This window comes from Enterobacter sp. RHBSTW-00318 (assembly GCF_014101375.1).
GTDB classification, from domain to species: Bacteria; Pseudomonadota; Gammaproteobacteria; order Enterobacterales; family Enterobacteriaceae; genus Enterobacter; species Enterobacter ludwigii.
On the sequence record NZ_JABXQH010000001.1, the window covers coordinates 473,184 to 486,617 of the forward strand.

General features: G+C 55.4%; 12 protein-coding genes. 6 read left to right on the forward strand and 6 right to left on the reverse strand.

Annotated features, from left to right (window positions below; translation table 11 throughout):
* Positions 1–22 precede the first annotated feature (22 nt).
* Positions 23–1,360: a TolC family outer membrane protein gene (locus HV157_RS02315; RefSeq protein WP_182268562.1), complete on the reverse strand. Its 1,338-nt coding sequence runs from the start codon at positions 1,358–1,360 to the stop codon at positions 23–25.
* Positions 1,361–2,096: 736 nt separating this feature from the next.
* Between HV157_RS02315 and HV157_RS02320 the strand changes: the two genes are divergently transcribed.
* The gene (locus HV157_RS02320) at positions 2,097–2,840 is read left to right on the forward strand and encodes a DeoR/GlpR family DNA-binding transcription regulator (RefSeq protein ID WP_020884208.1); all 744 of its coding nucleotides are present in this window, start codon (positions 2,097–2,099) and stop codon (positions 2,838–2,840) included.
* A gap of 13 nt (positions 2,841–2,853) precedes the next feature.
* The gene (locus HV157_RS02325; RefSeq protein WP_182268561.1) at positions 2,854–3,921 is read left to right on the forward strand and encodes an oxidoreductase; all 1,068 of its coding nucleotides are present in this window, start codon (positions 2,854–2,856) and stop codon (positions 3,919–3,921) included.
* Positions 3,922–3,970: 49 nt separating this feature from the next.
* On the opposite strand, the gene cybB is transcribed toward HV157_RS02325, so the two are convergent.
* The 4 genes from cybB to HV157_RS02345 form a co-directional block, all read right to left on the reverse strand.
* Entirely contained in the window at positions 3,971–4,501 is a 531-nt protein-coding gene (gene cybB, locus HV157_RS02330; RefSeq protein WP_025204247.1) for a cytochrome b561, read from the reverse strand.
* A 145-nt stretch (positions 4,502–4,646) separates the two neighbouring features.
* The gene (locus HV157_RS02335) at positions 4,647–6,239 is read right to left on the reverse strand and encodes an IS66-like element ISKox1 family transposase (RefSeq protein ID WP_182268560.1); all 1,593 of its coding nucleotides are present in this window, start codon (positions 6,237–6,239) and stop codon (positions 4,647–4,649) included.
* 30 nt (positions 6,240–6,269) lie between these two features.
* On the reverse strand, positions 6,270–6,620 hold the full coding sequence (gene tnpB, locus HV157_RS02340; protein WP_004189161.1) for an IS66 family insertion sequence element accessory protein TnpB: 351 nt from the start codon (positions 6,618–6,620) through the stop codon (positions 6,270–6,272).
* The gene (locus HV157_RS02345; protein WP_182268559.1) at positions 6,617–7,057 is read right to left on the reverse strand and encodes a transposase; all 441 of its coding nucleotides are present in this window, start codon (positions 7,055–7,057) and stop codon (positions 6,617–6,619) included. The genes tnpB and HV157_RS02345 overlap by 4 nt, the downstream gene beginning before the upstream one ends.
* A 166-nt stretch (positions 7,058–7,223) precedes the next feature.
* On the opposite strand from HV157_RS02345, the gene gap reads away from it, so the two are divergent.
* Complete coding sequence (gene gap / locus HV157_RS02350) at positions 7,224–8,225, forward strand: type I glyceraldehyde-3-phosphate dehydrogenase (protein ID WP_014169977.1); 1,002 nt, start codon at positions 7,224–7,226, stop codon at positions 8,223–8,225.
* Positions 8,226–8,273: 48 nt separating this feature from the next.
* Here the strand turns inward: gap and HV157_RS02355 are convergent, their stop codons facing one another.
* Positions 8,274–9,077: a YdcF family protein gene (locus tag HV157_RS02355; protein WP_149376562.1), complete on the reverse strand. Its 804-nt coding sequence runs from the start codon at positions 9,075–9,077 to the stop codon at positions 8,274–8,276.
* Between the two features lie 202 nt (positions 9,078–9,279).
* On the opposite strand from HV157_RS02355, the gene HV157_RS02360 reads away from it, so the two are divergent.
* From HV157_RS02360 to HV157_RS02370, 3 genes are read left to right on the forward strand one after another with little or no spacing between them, the layout of a single operon-like run.
* Positions 9,280–10,932 (forward strand): MFS transporter, encoded by a 1,653-nt coding sequence (locus HV157_RS02360; protein WP_032681063.1) that lies wholly within the window; start codon positions 9,280–9,282, stop codon positions 10,930–10,932.
* Between the two features lie 31 nt (positions 10,933–10,963).
* Positions 10,964–12,046 (forward strand): HlyD family secretion protein, encoded by a 1,083-nt coding sequence (locus HV157_RS02365; protein WP_014169974.1) that lies wholly within the window; start codon positions 10,964–10,966, stop codon positions 12,044–12,046.
* Entirely contained in the window at positions 12,043–13,422 is a 1,380-nt protein-coding gene (locus HV157_RS02370) for an efflux transporter outer membrane subunit (protein ID WP_032681064.1), read from the forward strand. The genes HV157_RS02365 and HV157_RS02370 overlap by 4 nt, the downstream gene beginning before the upstream one ends.
* The last annotated feature ends 12 nt before the right edge of the window (positions 13,423–13,434 follow it).

The following is a 13,434-nucleotide window of genomic DNA, read 5'->3' on the forward strand; positions in this document are numbered from 1 at the left end:
CGCACAAAAAGACGCGTGTTTTTTAACTCAAATCAGGTAATTTTGCGGCAGCGTTTTTCTCTATGCCGATCATTGGCATCAAATTATCAACGGCAGATGCGTAATTAATCGCCGAACTCCAGCCATCATATTCAGCCATTATTTTGGCTGAGGTGGCTTGCCAGACATCCTGTTCAACGCTGAGCAAATCGTTAATGCTCCGCTTGCTCAGGGTATATTCATTTCTGTAAACATCCCGGGCGCGTAACGCGCTTTCCAGCTGCAGCTTCCCCGCCTGCATTCTCCCCTGCGCGCCGGTCCAGTCAGCCTGCGCGACAGAGGCTTTTTGCAGGACATCGAACCGCGCCTGGTCAACCTGAGACGATGCCATGGCCCTTGCCCCTTCGGCCTGGCGAACGCGGGCTGAAACGGCGCCACCCTGGTATAGCGGTGCGTCAATATTGAGCTGAATCTGGTCATCCCAGTAAGAACGGTTGTCGGACTCGTAGCGGGTGCGGCCTCCTTTCAGGCTTAACGTCGGCCAGTGCTGAGACTTTGCCGTTGCCACGCCATACTGAGCTGAACGCTCCATATTCTGCGCGGCCATGACCGCGGGAATGGCCGAGTAATCAATGCGATTAAGCGAATCTTGCTCAACGGCAAGCTTCGCCGGTACAGGTGAATAGCGCTCGGCCTCCATGCCAGTCAACACCGCAAGCCGTGCGCGGGCGCTGTTTAACGCCGCGTTATACTGCTCGACCGTGGCCTGCATACCGGCAATGCGCGTGCGCGTCTGAAGCTCGTCAGAGGTTGAACTGACGCCTGCGTCGGCGCGGAGTTTGGCCAGTTGTTCAACGTTTTTGAGCGCCTGAACGTTCTCTTTGGCGGCCTGCAACAGGTCGGAATAGCGTTTGACTTCTACGTAGCTGAGCGCCGTTTTTTCCGCCACCGCAGACAAGGTGCTCATCAACTGGTAACGATAGCTATCGCGCTGCGCCGTGGACTGGTCGATGCTGTTGTTGGTCTTGCCAAAATCGTATACCAGCTGCGTCAGACTCAATCCCCAGGCCGCAGAATTGCGCAGCGAGCCGCTGGAATCGGTGGTCTGGCTATGGCCGGCGCTACCGTTTAACGATATTTGTGGCATCCAGCCGCTGCGTGCTTCATCTATTTGTGCCTGACCTATTCCCAGTTGCGCGGCCTGCTGGCTAATCGACGGATCGCGATCGATGGCAAAAAGAATACTCTCTTTTAATGTTGTCGCGGCAATCGGAGCAATCCCCACCTGGCGGCTATTCGCAGAGGCCGTATTAAAGGCTAGCGAAATTAATGCCAGGGCGACTGGAAATCTCAGCAACATATTATTTCGCATGATAGTCATTTTTATCTCCCTGACTTTGAATGACGCTTAAATATTTACCCCTAAAGGGGTATAAATAATTCGACAAATATCTTACCTGGGTCCGAATAAATATTGGACAAACGCTCCCCAACCCCATTTCCATTGGAGATGAGAGCCGACCATATTCTTATGACAATAAGAATTTACTTATTTCTTTAACTGGTTTGCAGCATAACAAAATGCGCTATAGGCAACTACACCCACAATGTTAATGTGGTGTTACAGATAAGAAAAAAGATGGGGTTTCTGGACAAAACCTTAAAAAGGGGCTTTCAAATGAAACAAATAAAGTCTTTGTTATTTAAGTAAAATTTTAGAATCGCCGGATGCACATTTTTGCGTTAATTTCAGCATGCGTCAGACACAAAGATTTTCAAAGAAATGTCAATTTAAGTAACCATAATGCCATATACAACATTAATATCTATTAATATAAAAATACACAGAATTTATTGCTATTTATTAATTTCATTAAAGCATTAATGGTTGTATATTGGTATCACAATGGTTATATCCGCCAGTGTGTTTAATAAAACACAACAGTAACATTGCTGTTAACATTTGGAATGAATCACTCACACCGTATTAATAACATTTTAATAATAACCAATGTGAACAATACCGGACATTGATACTTACAGGCGATCAACACCCTTCCCTCTGCGGTAAAATGCTGTAATATGCAACTTATTGCGACATTTTGCGGGATTCACCCATGCACAAAACGGCCAGACAAAAATATGTGCTTGATATCATTAGTGAGCACGGGCAGGCCAGCATTACGGAACTGGCGGACAAACTGCAGGTCTCAGCGGACACCATCCGCCGGGATCTGACCGATCTCGAGAAACAGGGGCTGGCGCAAAAGAACCACGGCGGGGCAATTGCCCTGAATCTGTCGGCCATGAATCGTCAGGGGCGCAATACACTGCTGCCGGAAACCAAACAACGTCTTGGTAAGCAGGTGGCGCAGGCTGTTCCGCCAGGTTCGACGCTGTTTCTGGATGCGGGGAGCACGGTAATGGCTGTCGCCTCGTTCCTGAAGGGACCGCTGACAATCATCACCACCTCGCTGGATATCGCGTGGCACTTCAGCGACCGTGACGATATCGAACTGATCCTGCTCGGCGGAAAATGGGATCACAAGCAGCGACTGTTTGCCGGCAGCGCCACCCTCTCCCTGCTGTCACGCTACCGCGCGGATATCGCCATTTTGGGAGCCTGTGCTATTCATGCTGAACTCGGTCTGAGCGCCGGAAAAGAGGCCGATGCCGAGGTCAAACGGGCGATGCTCGCGGCCAGCCATGAGCGCTGGATTGTCGCCGACCATCTGAAACTAAACCGCTGTGAACCGTATCTGGTCAGCGGATTATCCAACATCCAGCACCTCTTTTTAGATCGTCCCTGGCCTGAGCTTGGGGACCCTGGCGCAATGCACATTACGGTTTGCGCGAAATAACGTGGAGAAGGTCATGAGTAAAGTGAAGACAATCAACATTGCGCTGATCGGGTATGGATTTGTAGGCAAGACCTTCCATGCCCCGCTGATCCAGTCCGTGGACGGCCTTAAGCTGGCGGTGGTTTCGTCTCGTGATGAAGAGAAGGTTAAACGCGATCTTCCTGATGTTCAGGTGGTGGCAACCCCGGAAGAGGCAATTCAGCATCCCGATGTCGATCTGGTGGTGATTGCCTCCCCTAACGCCACCCACGCGCCGCTGGCAACGCTTGCCCTGAATTCAGGCAAACATGTGGTCGTGGATAAACCGTTCACGCTCGACATGCAGGAAGCCCGCGACCTGATTGCCCTGGCGCAAGAGAAGCAACGGCTGCTCTCCGTCTTCCATAACCGCCGCTGGGACAGCGACTTCCTCGGCATTAAGCAGGTTATTGAGCAAGGAACCCTTGGCAAGGTCAAACACCTTGAGTCGCACATTGACCGTTTCCGCCCGGAAGTGCGCGTGCGCTGGAGAGAGCAAAACGTGCCCGGTAGCGGTCTGTGGTTTGATCTGGGGCCGCACCTGATTGACCAGACGCTGCAGCTCTTTGGACTGCCACAGTCGGTACAGGGCAATATCGCCACGCTGCGTGACGGCGCGGAAATTAACGACTGGGCACACGTGGTCTTAGATTATCCGCAACATAAAGTGATTTTGCACTGCAGCATGCTGGTGGCTGGCGGAACGGCACGTTTTACCGTTCACGGCGATAAAGGCAGCGTGGTGAAAGCCCGAATCGACCAACAGGAAGCGCAGCTGCTGGCGGGCGTGATCCCCGGCAGTGAGGCCTGGGGCGAGGACAGTGACAGCATGGTGTTCTTTGGTGTAAACGGTGAGCCGCAGACCGTTACCACGCCGAAAGGCGATCAGCGTCAGTACTACATCAACGTGCGTGATGCGCTACTCGGAAAAATCACCAATCCGGTTCATCCGGTCGAGGCGCTGGCGGTAATGGCGGTACTGGAAGCGGCCGTGAAATCCTCAGAGACGGGCACCACTCAGGCGCTGGAGTTAACCCCGGAAGAGCGCGCTCAACTGCAATAAAACGCTAAAAAACAGCCCTGCAGACTGCTGCAGGGCTCGTTGTTATGGGTTACTGGCGTTTTTTTGGCATCATGCGCAGGAGGGTGTTGTCTTTCCAGAAATAGTGATGCATCAGCGCCGCCATCGCGTGCAGACCAATCACAACGTACCCCACGTTGGCCAGCGTCTCGTGCCATTCTTTCAGAACGTCGACCAGATCAAAATTCGATTCTGCCGCGTGCGGCATCACCAGACCAAAGGCTAACCAGTCAGTACCGCGGTTATACATCATGACAATACCAATCAGCGGCAACGCGATGAACAGCAGATACACCACCAGATGACCAAGATGGGACAGCCCGGTCACCATCGGTTTTGGCTTTGGTTCAATCGGCGGTGCGCGGAATTTAAGGCGAACCACTAAACGCGTCACCATCAACACCAGCACAGAGATGCCGCACGAAACGTGGATCATGTTGATTACCGGCCGGGCGGTGCGTGGGAAGAAGCCTTTGAACTCCATCGCGCAGTAGGCGACGATGATTAACAAAAACACCAGCCAGTGGATAGCAATTTGCAGGCTTGTATATTTAGTACGCATGAGATTTCCTGATAAATAACCGATATCGCGCCAACATAATCCCCTTTCCTTAAAAATTCATTAATTTTTCTGTATGGTTTTTCAAATACTTCCCCTCGCATGAAGCTTCTTCAATGTAAGCGTTAAGTGAGCGCCGTATTGACGGTTATTTATCGGTAAGAACCACGTTCCATGGCAGCAGTTCGGCCACTTTGTTGCTGGGCCACTCCGGCAGTACGCTCAGGATATGGCGAAGGTAGGCTTCCGGATCGATACCATTCAGCCTGCACGTCCCGATCAGTCCGTACAGCAGGGCTCCGCGCTCACCACCGTGGTCGCTGCCGAAGAAGATAAAATTCTTTTTCCCAAGACAGACGGCACGAAGGGCTCGTTCGGCAGCGTTGTTATCAGGCTCTGCCAGGCCATCTTCACAGTAGTAGCACAGCGCATCCCACTGGTTCAGGACATAAGCGAACGCTTCGCCCAGACGGGACTTTTTCGACAGCGTCTCATTTTTTTCTACCAGCCATTCATGCAGCGATGCCAGCAGTGGTTTGCTTTGCGATTGTCTGGCTGCCAGACGCTCTTCTGTCGTGAGGCCGCGTATTTCTTCTTCTATCGCGTACAGCTCACCGATACGTTTCAGGGCTTCTTCTGCTGTCGCTGTGTGAGTGCTTATACAGACATCATGGATTTTTCGGCGGGCATGGGCCCAACATGCGGCTTCTGTCAGCGGCCCTCCTTCACGTTCCGGACTGAACAACCGATCGTAGCCTGCGAAGGCATCCGCCTGCAGCACACCATGATAGTGGCGAAGGTGTTGCTGAGGATGTTTTCCCTGCCGGTCTGGCGAGAAGGCGAACCATGCCGCTGGCGGATCTGATGAACCTGCGCTTCTGTCGTCACGTACATACGTCCAGATACGCCCGGTTTTCGTCTTCTTTCTGCCCGGTGCAAGCACCGGAACCGGAGTGTCATCCGTATGCAGTTTGTGGCAGTCCATCACGTAGTGGTAAAGGGCCTCATCCAGCGGGGCCATTAACCGGCAACATGCATCCACCCAGTTGGAGAGCAGAGCCCGGCTCAGATCCACGCCCTGACGGGCAAAGATTTCGCACTGGCGATACAGCGGCAGGTGTTCGCAGTATTTGGCCGTTAACACGCGGGCCAGCAGACCCGGCCCGGCGATACCCCGATCGATGGGACGTGATGGCGCAGGTGCTTCAACGATACAGTCACATCGGGTGCAGGCCTTTTTCACCCTGACCGTGCGGATCACTTTCAGGGCGCTGGAGACCAGTTCCAGCTGCTCCACGCTGACTTCGCTGAGGTACGCCATACCGCTGCCGCATTCCGGACAGCTGGTTTCCGCAGGATCCAGCCGATGTATCTCGCGGGGAAGGTGTGCCGGTAACGGGCGACGATGGCGGGACTGACGCAACTGGCGAGGTACCTGCGGATCGTCTTCCCGTCCGTTGTAGCGATCGCTTTGCTGCTCCTGCTGTTTCAGCAGGGCTTCGGCTTCTTCAACCTGTCGGCGAAGTTTTTCGGAGCGGGTACCGAACAACATTCGACGCAGTTTTTCTATCTGTGCCCGCAGATGCTCTATCTCGCGCTCTTCGTTCTCTATTTTCTCTTCTGCGCGGGCCAGTGCAGAACGCAGGAATGACTCAGTCTCTGCAACGAGACTGAGCTGACTGTCTTTCTGGCGAAGCGTGTCTTCCAGCGCAGCGATACGGGCGAGATAGTCGTGATTCATAACCGCTTTTATAATGCGGTCATGATTTTTTTACAACATTGTCAGTGAGTTAAGGCGGGATATTTTTGGCTGGCGCCAGTCCAGCTTATCAAGGAGCATGGCAAGTTGTGAGCGGGTGATCGCGATTTTGCCGTCGCGTACAGCAGGCCAGACGAACTGTCCCTCTTCCAGGCGTTTGATAAACAGGCACAGACCATCAGCATCAGCCCAAAGTATTTTCACGGTATCGCCACGGCGTCCCCGGAAGATAAACAGATGGCCGGAGAAGGGATCCTCATCCAGAACGTGGTGTATCTGTTCGCCCAGCCCGTTGAAGGATTTACGCATATCCGTGGCCCCGGCGACCAGCCAGATGCGGGTGCCTGACGGGAGGGATATCATTGTGTCCTCCCGGTCAATTCGCGGATCAGCACAGTCAGCAACTCTGACGACGGGTTCTCCAGCGTCATTTTGCCGTGGCGGAACTCAACATGACAGGAAGTGGCGCTGGCGTGAGCGGAGGAGAACGTACACAGAGTGTCATTCTCTGCGGCGGGCAACGGGTCGTTGAAAACGTCGACGGACAACAGAGTCGGAGAAGCCGGAAGAGATTGAGGTACCACCGGCCCCACGATAGTTGCAGGCATTCGACGAGAGATTCGCCCCTCTCTCTGCCAGAGGCGTAGCCACTTAAAAATGAGATTATTATCAACGCCATGTTCCCGCGCCAGTTGTGCGACGTTGGCATCTGGTCGTGAAGCCAGTTCGACCATCCGAAGTTTGAAGTCACTGGAATAGACGGTACGCGATTCAGTTCGCCAGTTGGCAGCATTTTCCATAAACAGAGCTCCTTCTAAATTAGACGGAGCTCTAAGCTAGCGATCCCGGGACTGGAATCACAGGCGGCAGTGACTTGACGCTTACCTTCAATTGCCGCCCTGTCCGTGATGGTCTAAGCCTGGATGAGTTCAAACTGTCGCAAAGACGCGTTCACAGGAGTACACCATGAGTAAAATTGGCATTAACGGATTTGGACGCATAGGACGCCTTGTCCTGCGTCGCCTTCTTGAAACCCAGGACAGCAACACCGTCGTCGCTATCAACGATCTTACTTCTCCCAAAGTGCTGGCCTACCTGCTCAGGCATGATTCCAACTACGGTGGCTTCCCGTGGAGCGTAGATTTCACCGAAGACGCCCTGATTGTTGATGGAAAAACTATCGCCGTGTACGCCGAAAAAGAGGCAAAACATATCCCGTGGAAAGCCGCGGGCGTGGATATCGTCGTGGAATGCACCGGCTTCTACACGTCGGCAGAAAAATCACAGGCACACCTCGAGGCCGGTGCCCAAAAAGTGCTGATCTCTGCCCCTGCCGGTGAGATGAAAACCATCGTGTATAACGTGAATGACGATACCATTGACGCCAGTGATACGATTATTTCCGTTGCTTCCTGTACCACCAACTGCCTCGCCCCACTGGCAAAAGCCCTGCACGATGCGTTTGAAATAAAAGTGGGCACCATGACAACCATTCACGCCTATACCGGCACGCAGGCGCTGGTGGATGGCCCGCGCGGGAAAGACCTTCGCGCCTCACGCGCCGCGGCGGAGAATATCATTCCGCACACCACCGGGGCGGCCAAAGCCATCGGTCTGGTGATTCCGGCCCTCAGCGGCAAGCTGAAAGGCCACGCCCAGCGCGTACCGGTGAAAACCGGTTCAGTGACCGAGCTGGTCTCGATTCTGGGTAAAAAGGTCACCGTTGAGGAGATCAACGCCGCGCTGAAAAAAGCGACGCAGGGGAATAAATCTTTTGGTTATACCGATGAAGAGATTGTTTCGTCTGATGTGATTGGCTCTCACTTTGGTTCTGTCTTTGACGCCACACAGACCGAGGTATCAGAGGCTGGCGATCTGCAACTGGTGAAAACCGTCGCCTGGTATGACAACGAATACGGTTTCGTCACCCAGCTGGTGCGCACGCTGGACAAATTCGCCTCGCTGTAATGCCTGTCCCCTCTCCGCGGAGAGGGGAATACCGCAAACGGCCTCTGCTCAGAGAAGCGACCGGTGGTTCAGGGCATCCGTAAGCACAGGATCCTGCTTTAACCGTGCCCACGCTGCAGTCACCTCGTCGGGGAATTCAACGTGTGCAATAAAATCACGCCCGGCCGGGCCATAGCCGTTCATGTCATCACAGAGTCGCGGAAGCTCGCCTAAAATGAGCGAGAGATAACGCTCTACCGGCCAGAGACCAGCACTCTCCCCGCTGAACACCAGCCCGTTTTCGCCATTTTTCAGCACCGGTGTATAGCCCGGGTGGCTGACCCACTGCGGCGAAGCAGACTCGTCACGGCACACGCGGGCAAAGGTTGCCATCGTGCGGCGCTGCATGGTCGGATCCTGCACGACCAGCACACGCCCGGACGTCTGTTGATGCTGTTTGAGCATGTTCCAGCTAAAACGCGCGTTTTCTCCGCAGTTGGTTGATTGATCGTCAACCCACACGCGCGCATCAGGGATCTGCCAGAACTGGCGGGCAATATCGGCCAGAATACGTGCTTCCGCTCGCCCCGTTACCGGGACAGTGTGATAACGCGGATGCTGAGCGATGGCCGCATACAAAAACGCGGTCGAATGGCCAATCCCTCCGCTAATCAGTAACGGAACGTCGTGTTCAGCGGCAAGACGGCAGGCAGCGTCGATGGTCGGCATCACCGCGTTTCCGGCCAGAATAACCCTGTCAACCGCCGCCACGTCGCGGGTATCGCCCAAATCATCCTGTGCCAGCCACTGGCCGACCGTGTTGATTGCCGCCAGGGTTGACTCCGGCAGAAGGGGAAAATGCGTCTGAACCATGGTGATGTCCTCAGTTGCTCAGGTTCAGATTAACGACTTCAGATCGACAAAACAACGGCCTTCCGGGCCGCTCTTTTTCCTTAACCTGTTCTTCAACATTTGATTAACCTGCGAAAATCATATTCACTTGAATTATCATTTGCGGCAAACGTAGAATCGTTAGCCCACTCATTATTCAATTTTTTCTAAGGTAAAAGACGTTATGCGCCTGCCCGAACGCGACCCTTATGCTCCTCGCGAGTGGCAGCCTCATGAGAAACCCGCCCTGTTGGGTTCGCCCTCCACGCCAGAACACAGCACGCCAAAACGGATTGCCTACGGGGTTGTCGGTCTGCTGGTGTGCCTGACGGGGGCGTTGGGTAATGCGGTGGTCACCGCCAATCTGCAAAATCTGCAGGGAACCTTCGGGGCCTGGTCGACAGAAATCGCCTGGCTCCCGGCGGTGTATGTGATGACCAACATCTCCATCAACCTGCTGCTGGTGAAATTCCGCCAGCAGTATGGTTTGCGCGCCTTCACGGAAGGTTTTCTGGTGCTGTATGTGCTGGTCACCTTTTTCCACCTGTTTGTAAACGATCTCAGCTCCGCGCTGATGGTGCGTGCCGCACACGGGATGGTGGCCGCCGCGCTCAGCTCCCTCGGTATTTACTACCAGATACAGGCCTGGCCCGCGAAACACCGTCTGAAGGCGCTGACCATCGGGATTACCGGGTCATCGCTCGCCATCCCCCTCGCCCGCCTCTTTTCGACCGAGCTGCTGCAGCTTGACGAGTGGCGCGGGCTTTACTTCTTTGAGCTCGGGCTGGCGCTCATTTCACTGGCCTGCGTGATAGCGTTGAAACTGCCTCCTGGCGACCGGCGCAAGGTCTTCGAGAAAAAAGACTTCATCACCTTCTTTTTACTGGCCCCGGGGATGGCGCTGCTCTGCGCGGTGCTCTCCTTAGGCCGTCTTTACTGGTGGTTTGAAGCGCCGTGGATCGGCTGGTCGCTGGCATTAGCGCTGGTATTAATCGTGTCTGCGATCGTGTTTGAACATAACCGTTCTAACCCGTTGCTGAATACCCGCTGGCTGTCGAGCGGCAGCATCGTGCGTCTCGGGCTCATTATGCTGCTGATCCGCATCGTGCTGGCGGAGCAAAACACCGGCGTTATCGGCTGGCTGCAGTATGTCGGCCTGCAGAATGAGCAGATGACCCACCTGGCGTGGTCTATTTTTGCCGGTATTGTCTGCGGGATTGTGACCAGCTGTTTGACCATCAAGCCCACAAAACTGGCGTGGCCGATCATTACCTCGCTGGCGCTCATGATTGTTGCCTCCCTGCTGGACAGCCAGTCGAACAACCTGACCCGCCCGGACCAGCTGATGCTCAGCCAGTTCCTGCTGGGCTTCGGCAGCGCCTTCTTCCTCGCGCCCGCCATGCTGGCCGCCATTGGCGGGGTAATCGCCGATCCACGTAACCTGGTGAGCTTCTCGGTGATGTTTGGCATGAGCCAGAACCTCGGCGGCCTGCTCGGCTCTGCCATCCTGGGGACCTTCCAGACCTGGCGCGAGAAATACCACTCCAGCATGCTGGCCGATCAGCTCACAACCCTGAACCCGCTGGTGAATGACCGTATTCAGGCTTACACCGGGCTGTACCGGAGCCTGATTGGCGACAGCTCGCTGCTGGGTACCCAGGCCATCACCCAGCTGCAAACGGTTTCATCGCTTGAAGCAAATATTCTGGCTTATAACGATACTTATTTACTGACGGCGAGCATTGCCGCCGCCACCCTGGTCTGGATTTTATGGCGCTTGCTGCGCCTGCGCCTGACTGCCCGTATGGCCCTGAAGAAGGCAACAGGCAACAAGTAATGAATATGAAGATGATTTCTCTGGAGATGTTATGAGTCAGCAGGATGCCGCTAAAGAGCAGGCCAACACCCGTAAAAATGTTCGTATCGTTTCGGTTTTCACCGCGGCGGCAATCGGTATTGTCGGCGTACTGGTGATCCTCTACGCCTGGCAGCTACCCCCGTTTACCCGCCACTCGCAGTTTACTGATAATGCCTACGTGCGCGGACAGACGACCTTTATCAGCCCGCAGGTTAACGGCTATATCACTGAGGTGAAGGTGCAGGATTTCGACCGGGTCAAAAAGGGCGAGCTGCTGCTGCAGATTGATGACCGTATCTACCGCCAGCGGGTGCATCAGGCCGAAGCGCAGCTGGCGATGAAGATTGCCGCCCTGAACAACAACCTGCAACAGCGCAAAAGCGCCGAAGCGGTGATCGCCAAAAACGAAGCGGCTCTGAAAAATGCCCGCGCCCAGAGTCTGAAATCCCAGGCGGATTTGAAGCGCGTGAAGGACCTGACGGCGGATGGTTCACTGTCTATCCGTGAGCGCGACGCCGCGCTGGCAAGCGCAGCCCAGGGCAGCGCCGACATTGATCAGGCGAAAGCCACGCTGGAAATGTCGCGCCAGGATCTGCAAACGGTGATCGTCAATCGCGGCGCGCTGGAGGCGGATGTGGAAAACGCCAAAGCGGCGCTGGAGCTGGCGCAAATTGACCTGCAAAACACGCGCATTGTGGCGCCTCGCGACGGCCAGCTTGGTCAGATCGCCGTTCGTCTGGGCGCTTACGTTACCGCCGGAACCCACCTCACCACCCTCGTGCCGCCTCAGCACTGGGTGATCGCCAATATTAAAGAGACGCAGCTGGCGGAGCTTCGGGTGGGTCAGCCGGTGAAATTCACCGTCGATGCGTTAAATGATAAGGCCTATCAGGGCCGCGTGGAGAGCATCTCTCCGGCAACCGGCGTTGAGTTCAGCGCCATCACGCCGGATAACGCCACGGGTAATTTTGTCAAAATTGCCCAGCGTATTCCGGTGCGAATCGAAGTATTGGGTGACCAGGAAGCCTATCAGCTTCTGCGTCCGGGCATGTCGGTGCAGGTGACCATTGATACGCGGGAGGCGAAGCAATGACCCTTCGCCCGATAGCCGTTCTGATGATCATGACCGTGCTGGCCGGTTGCCAGTCGGTTGACGTGAAACCGGCGCAGCCGTCGCTGCACATCCCCACGCAATGGCGAGCAACGGCAGGCCCGGCAAGCCCTGCAGAACAGCTCTGGTGGCGTAATTTCCACGACAATAATCTGAACCGCTATGTGGACCAGGCGCTTAAGAACAACAGCGACGTGCTGATTGCCCGCGAACGGATTAACGAGTATCAGGCGCGGGTCTACGCGGCCGACGGCAGCCTGTTTCCGTCGCTGGATGCTGGCGTCACGGGCACCCGCGCGCGGACACAATCTGCTGCCACCGGTCTGCCGATCTACAGCAGCCTGTATAAAGGCAGCCTCACCGCCAGCTATGATGTCGATATCTGGGGCGTAAACCGCAGCACCGCGAATGCGGCTGAAGCCTCGCTGGACGCGCAGAAAGCCGCGGCGGCGGCAGCAGATCTTACCGTGGCGTCCTCGGTCGCCTCCGGCTATATCACCCTGCTGTCCCTCGATGAACAGCTTCGCGTCACCCGCTCCACGCTGAAGTCTCGGGAAGAGGCATTCACTCTCGCTAAACGCCAGTTTGAAACGGGCTACAGTTCGCGCCTGGAGCTGATGCAGTCCGACTCCGAACTGCGATCCACGCGGGCGCAGGTTCCCCTGCTGCAGCATCAGATTGCACAGCAGGAGAACGCCCTGAGCCTGCTGCTGGGGAGCAACCCGGGCGAGGTCGCGCGCAGTGAAAGCTTCGCGGCCCTGACGCCCCTGACATTGCCCTCGCAACTGCCCTCCTCGCTGCTTAATCGCCGTCCGGATATTGTGCAGGCTGAAAAGCAACTGGTTGCGGCTGATGCCTCGCTGGCTGCCTCACGCGCCAGCCTGCTGCCGTCGATCAACCTGACCGCAACCGGATCGATACAGGATCGCACGCTCTCCGGCTTACTCGACAACCCGCTGCAGCTCTGGAGCGTCGGCGGCAGCATTCTTGCTCCGCTGCTCAACCGCCAGGCGCTGAATGCACAGGTGGATATTTCGCAGTCCCAGCGCAACCAGGCGCTTTACAGTTATGAAAAAACCGTCCGTAACGCCTTTGCCGAGGTCAATAACAGTCTTGATGCCATCACGCGCTATCAGGAACAACTGACGGAGCTGCTTGCCCAACAAGATGTGGCGCAAGAGACGCTGCGCATAGCGCAAAACCGCTATCGCAACGGCTATTCGTCGTACCTGGATGTGCTGGATGCCCAGCGCACGCTGTTCTCGGTACAAACCAGCGTCGTGCAGGTCAAAAATAACCTGCTGCTGGCGCAGGTTGATTTGTACAGAGCACTGGGCGGAGGCTGGAGCAACGCGTGACCTGATACCCCA

What these genes read in the sequence shown, in the direction of transcription:
- HV157_RS02315 (WP_182268562.1), bottom strand. Translation starts at nt 1,360, where the DNA reads ATGACTATCATGCGAAATAATATGTTGCTGAGATTTCCAGTCGCCCTG.
- HV157_RS02320 (WP_020884208.1), top strand. Translation starts at nt 2,097, where the DNA reads ATGCACAAAACGGCCAGACAAAAATATGTGCTTGATATCATTAGTGAG.
- HV157_RS02325 (WP_182268561.1), top strand. Translation starts at nt 2,854, where the DNA reads ATGAGTAAAGTGAAGACAATCAACATTGCGCTGATCGGGTATGGATTT.
- cybB (WP_025204247.1), bottom strand. Translation starts at nt 4,501, where the DNA reads ATGCGTACTAAATATACAAGCCTGCAAATTGCTATCCACTGGCTGGTG.
- HV157_RS02335 (WP_182268560.1), bottom strand. Translation starts at nt 6,239, where the DNA reads ATGAATCACGACTATCTCGCCCGTATCGCTGCGCTGGAAGACACGCTT.
- tnpB (WP_004189161.1), bottom strand. Translation starts at nt 6,620, where the DNA reads ATGATATCCCTCCCGTCAGGCACCCGCATCTGGCTGGTCGCCGGGGCC.
- HV157_RS02345 (WP_182268559.1), bottom strand. Translation starts at nt 7,057, where the DNA reads ATGGAAAATGCTGCCAACTGGCGAACTGAATCGCGTACCGTCTATTCC.
- gap (WP_014169977.1), top strand. Translation starts at nt 7,224, where the DNA reads ATGAGTAAAATTGGCATTAACGGATTTGGACGCATAGGACGCCTTGTC.
- HV157_RS02355 (WP_149376562.1), bottom strand. Translation starts at nt 9,077, where the DNA reads ATGGTTCAGACGCATTTTCCCCTTCTGCCGGAGTCAACCCTGGCGGCA.
- HV157_RS02360 (WP_032681063.1), top strand. Translation starts at nt 9,280, where the DNA reads ATGCGCCTGCCCGAACGCGACCCTTATGCTCCTCGCGAGTGGCAGCCT.
- HV157_RS02365 (WP_014169974.1), top strand. Translation starts at nt 10,964, where the DNA reads ATGAGTCAGCAGGATGCCGCTAAAGAGCAGGCCAACACCCGTAAAAAT.
- HV157_RS02370 (WP_032681064.1), top strand. Translation starts at nt 12,043, where the DNA reads ATGACCCTTCGCCCGATAGCCGTTCTGATGATCATGACCGTGCTGGCC.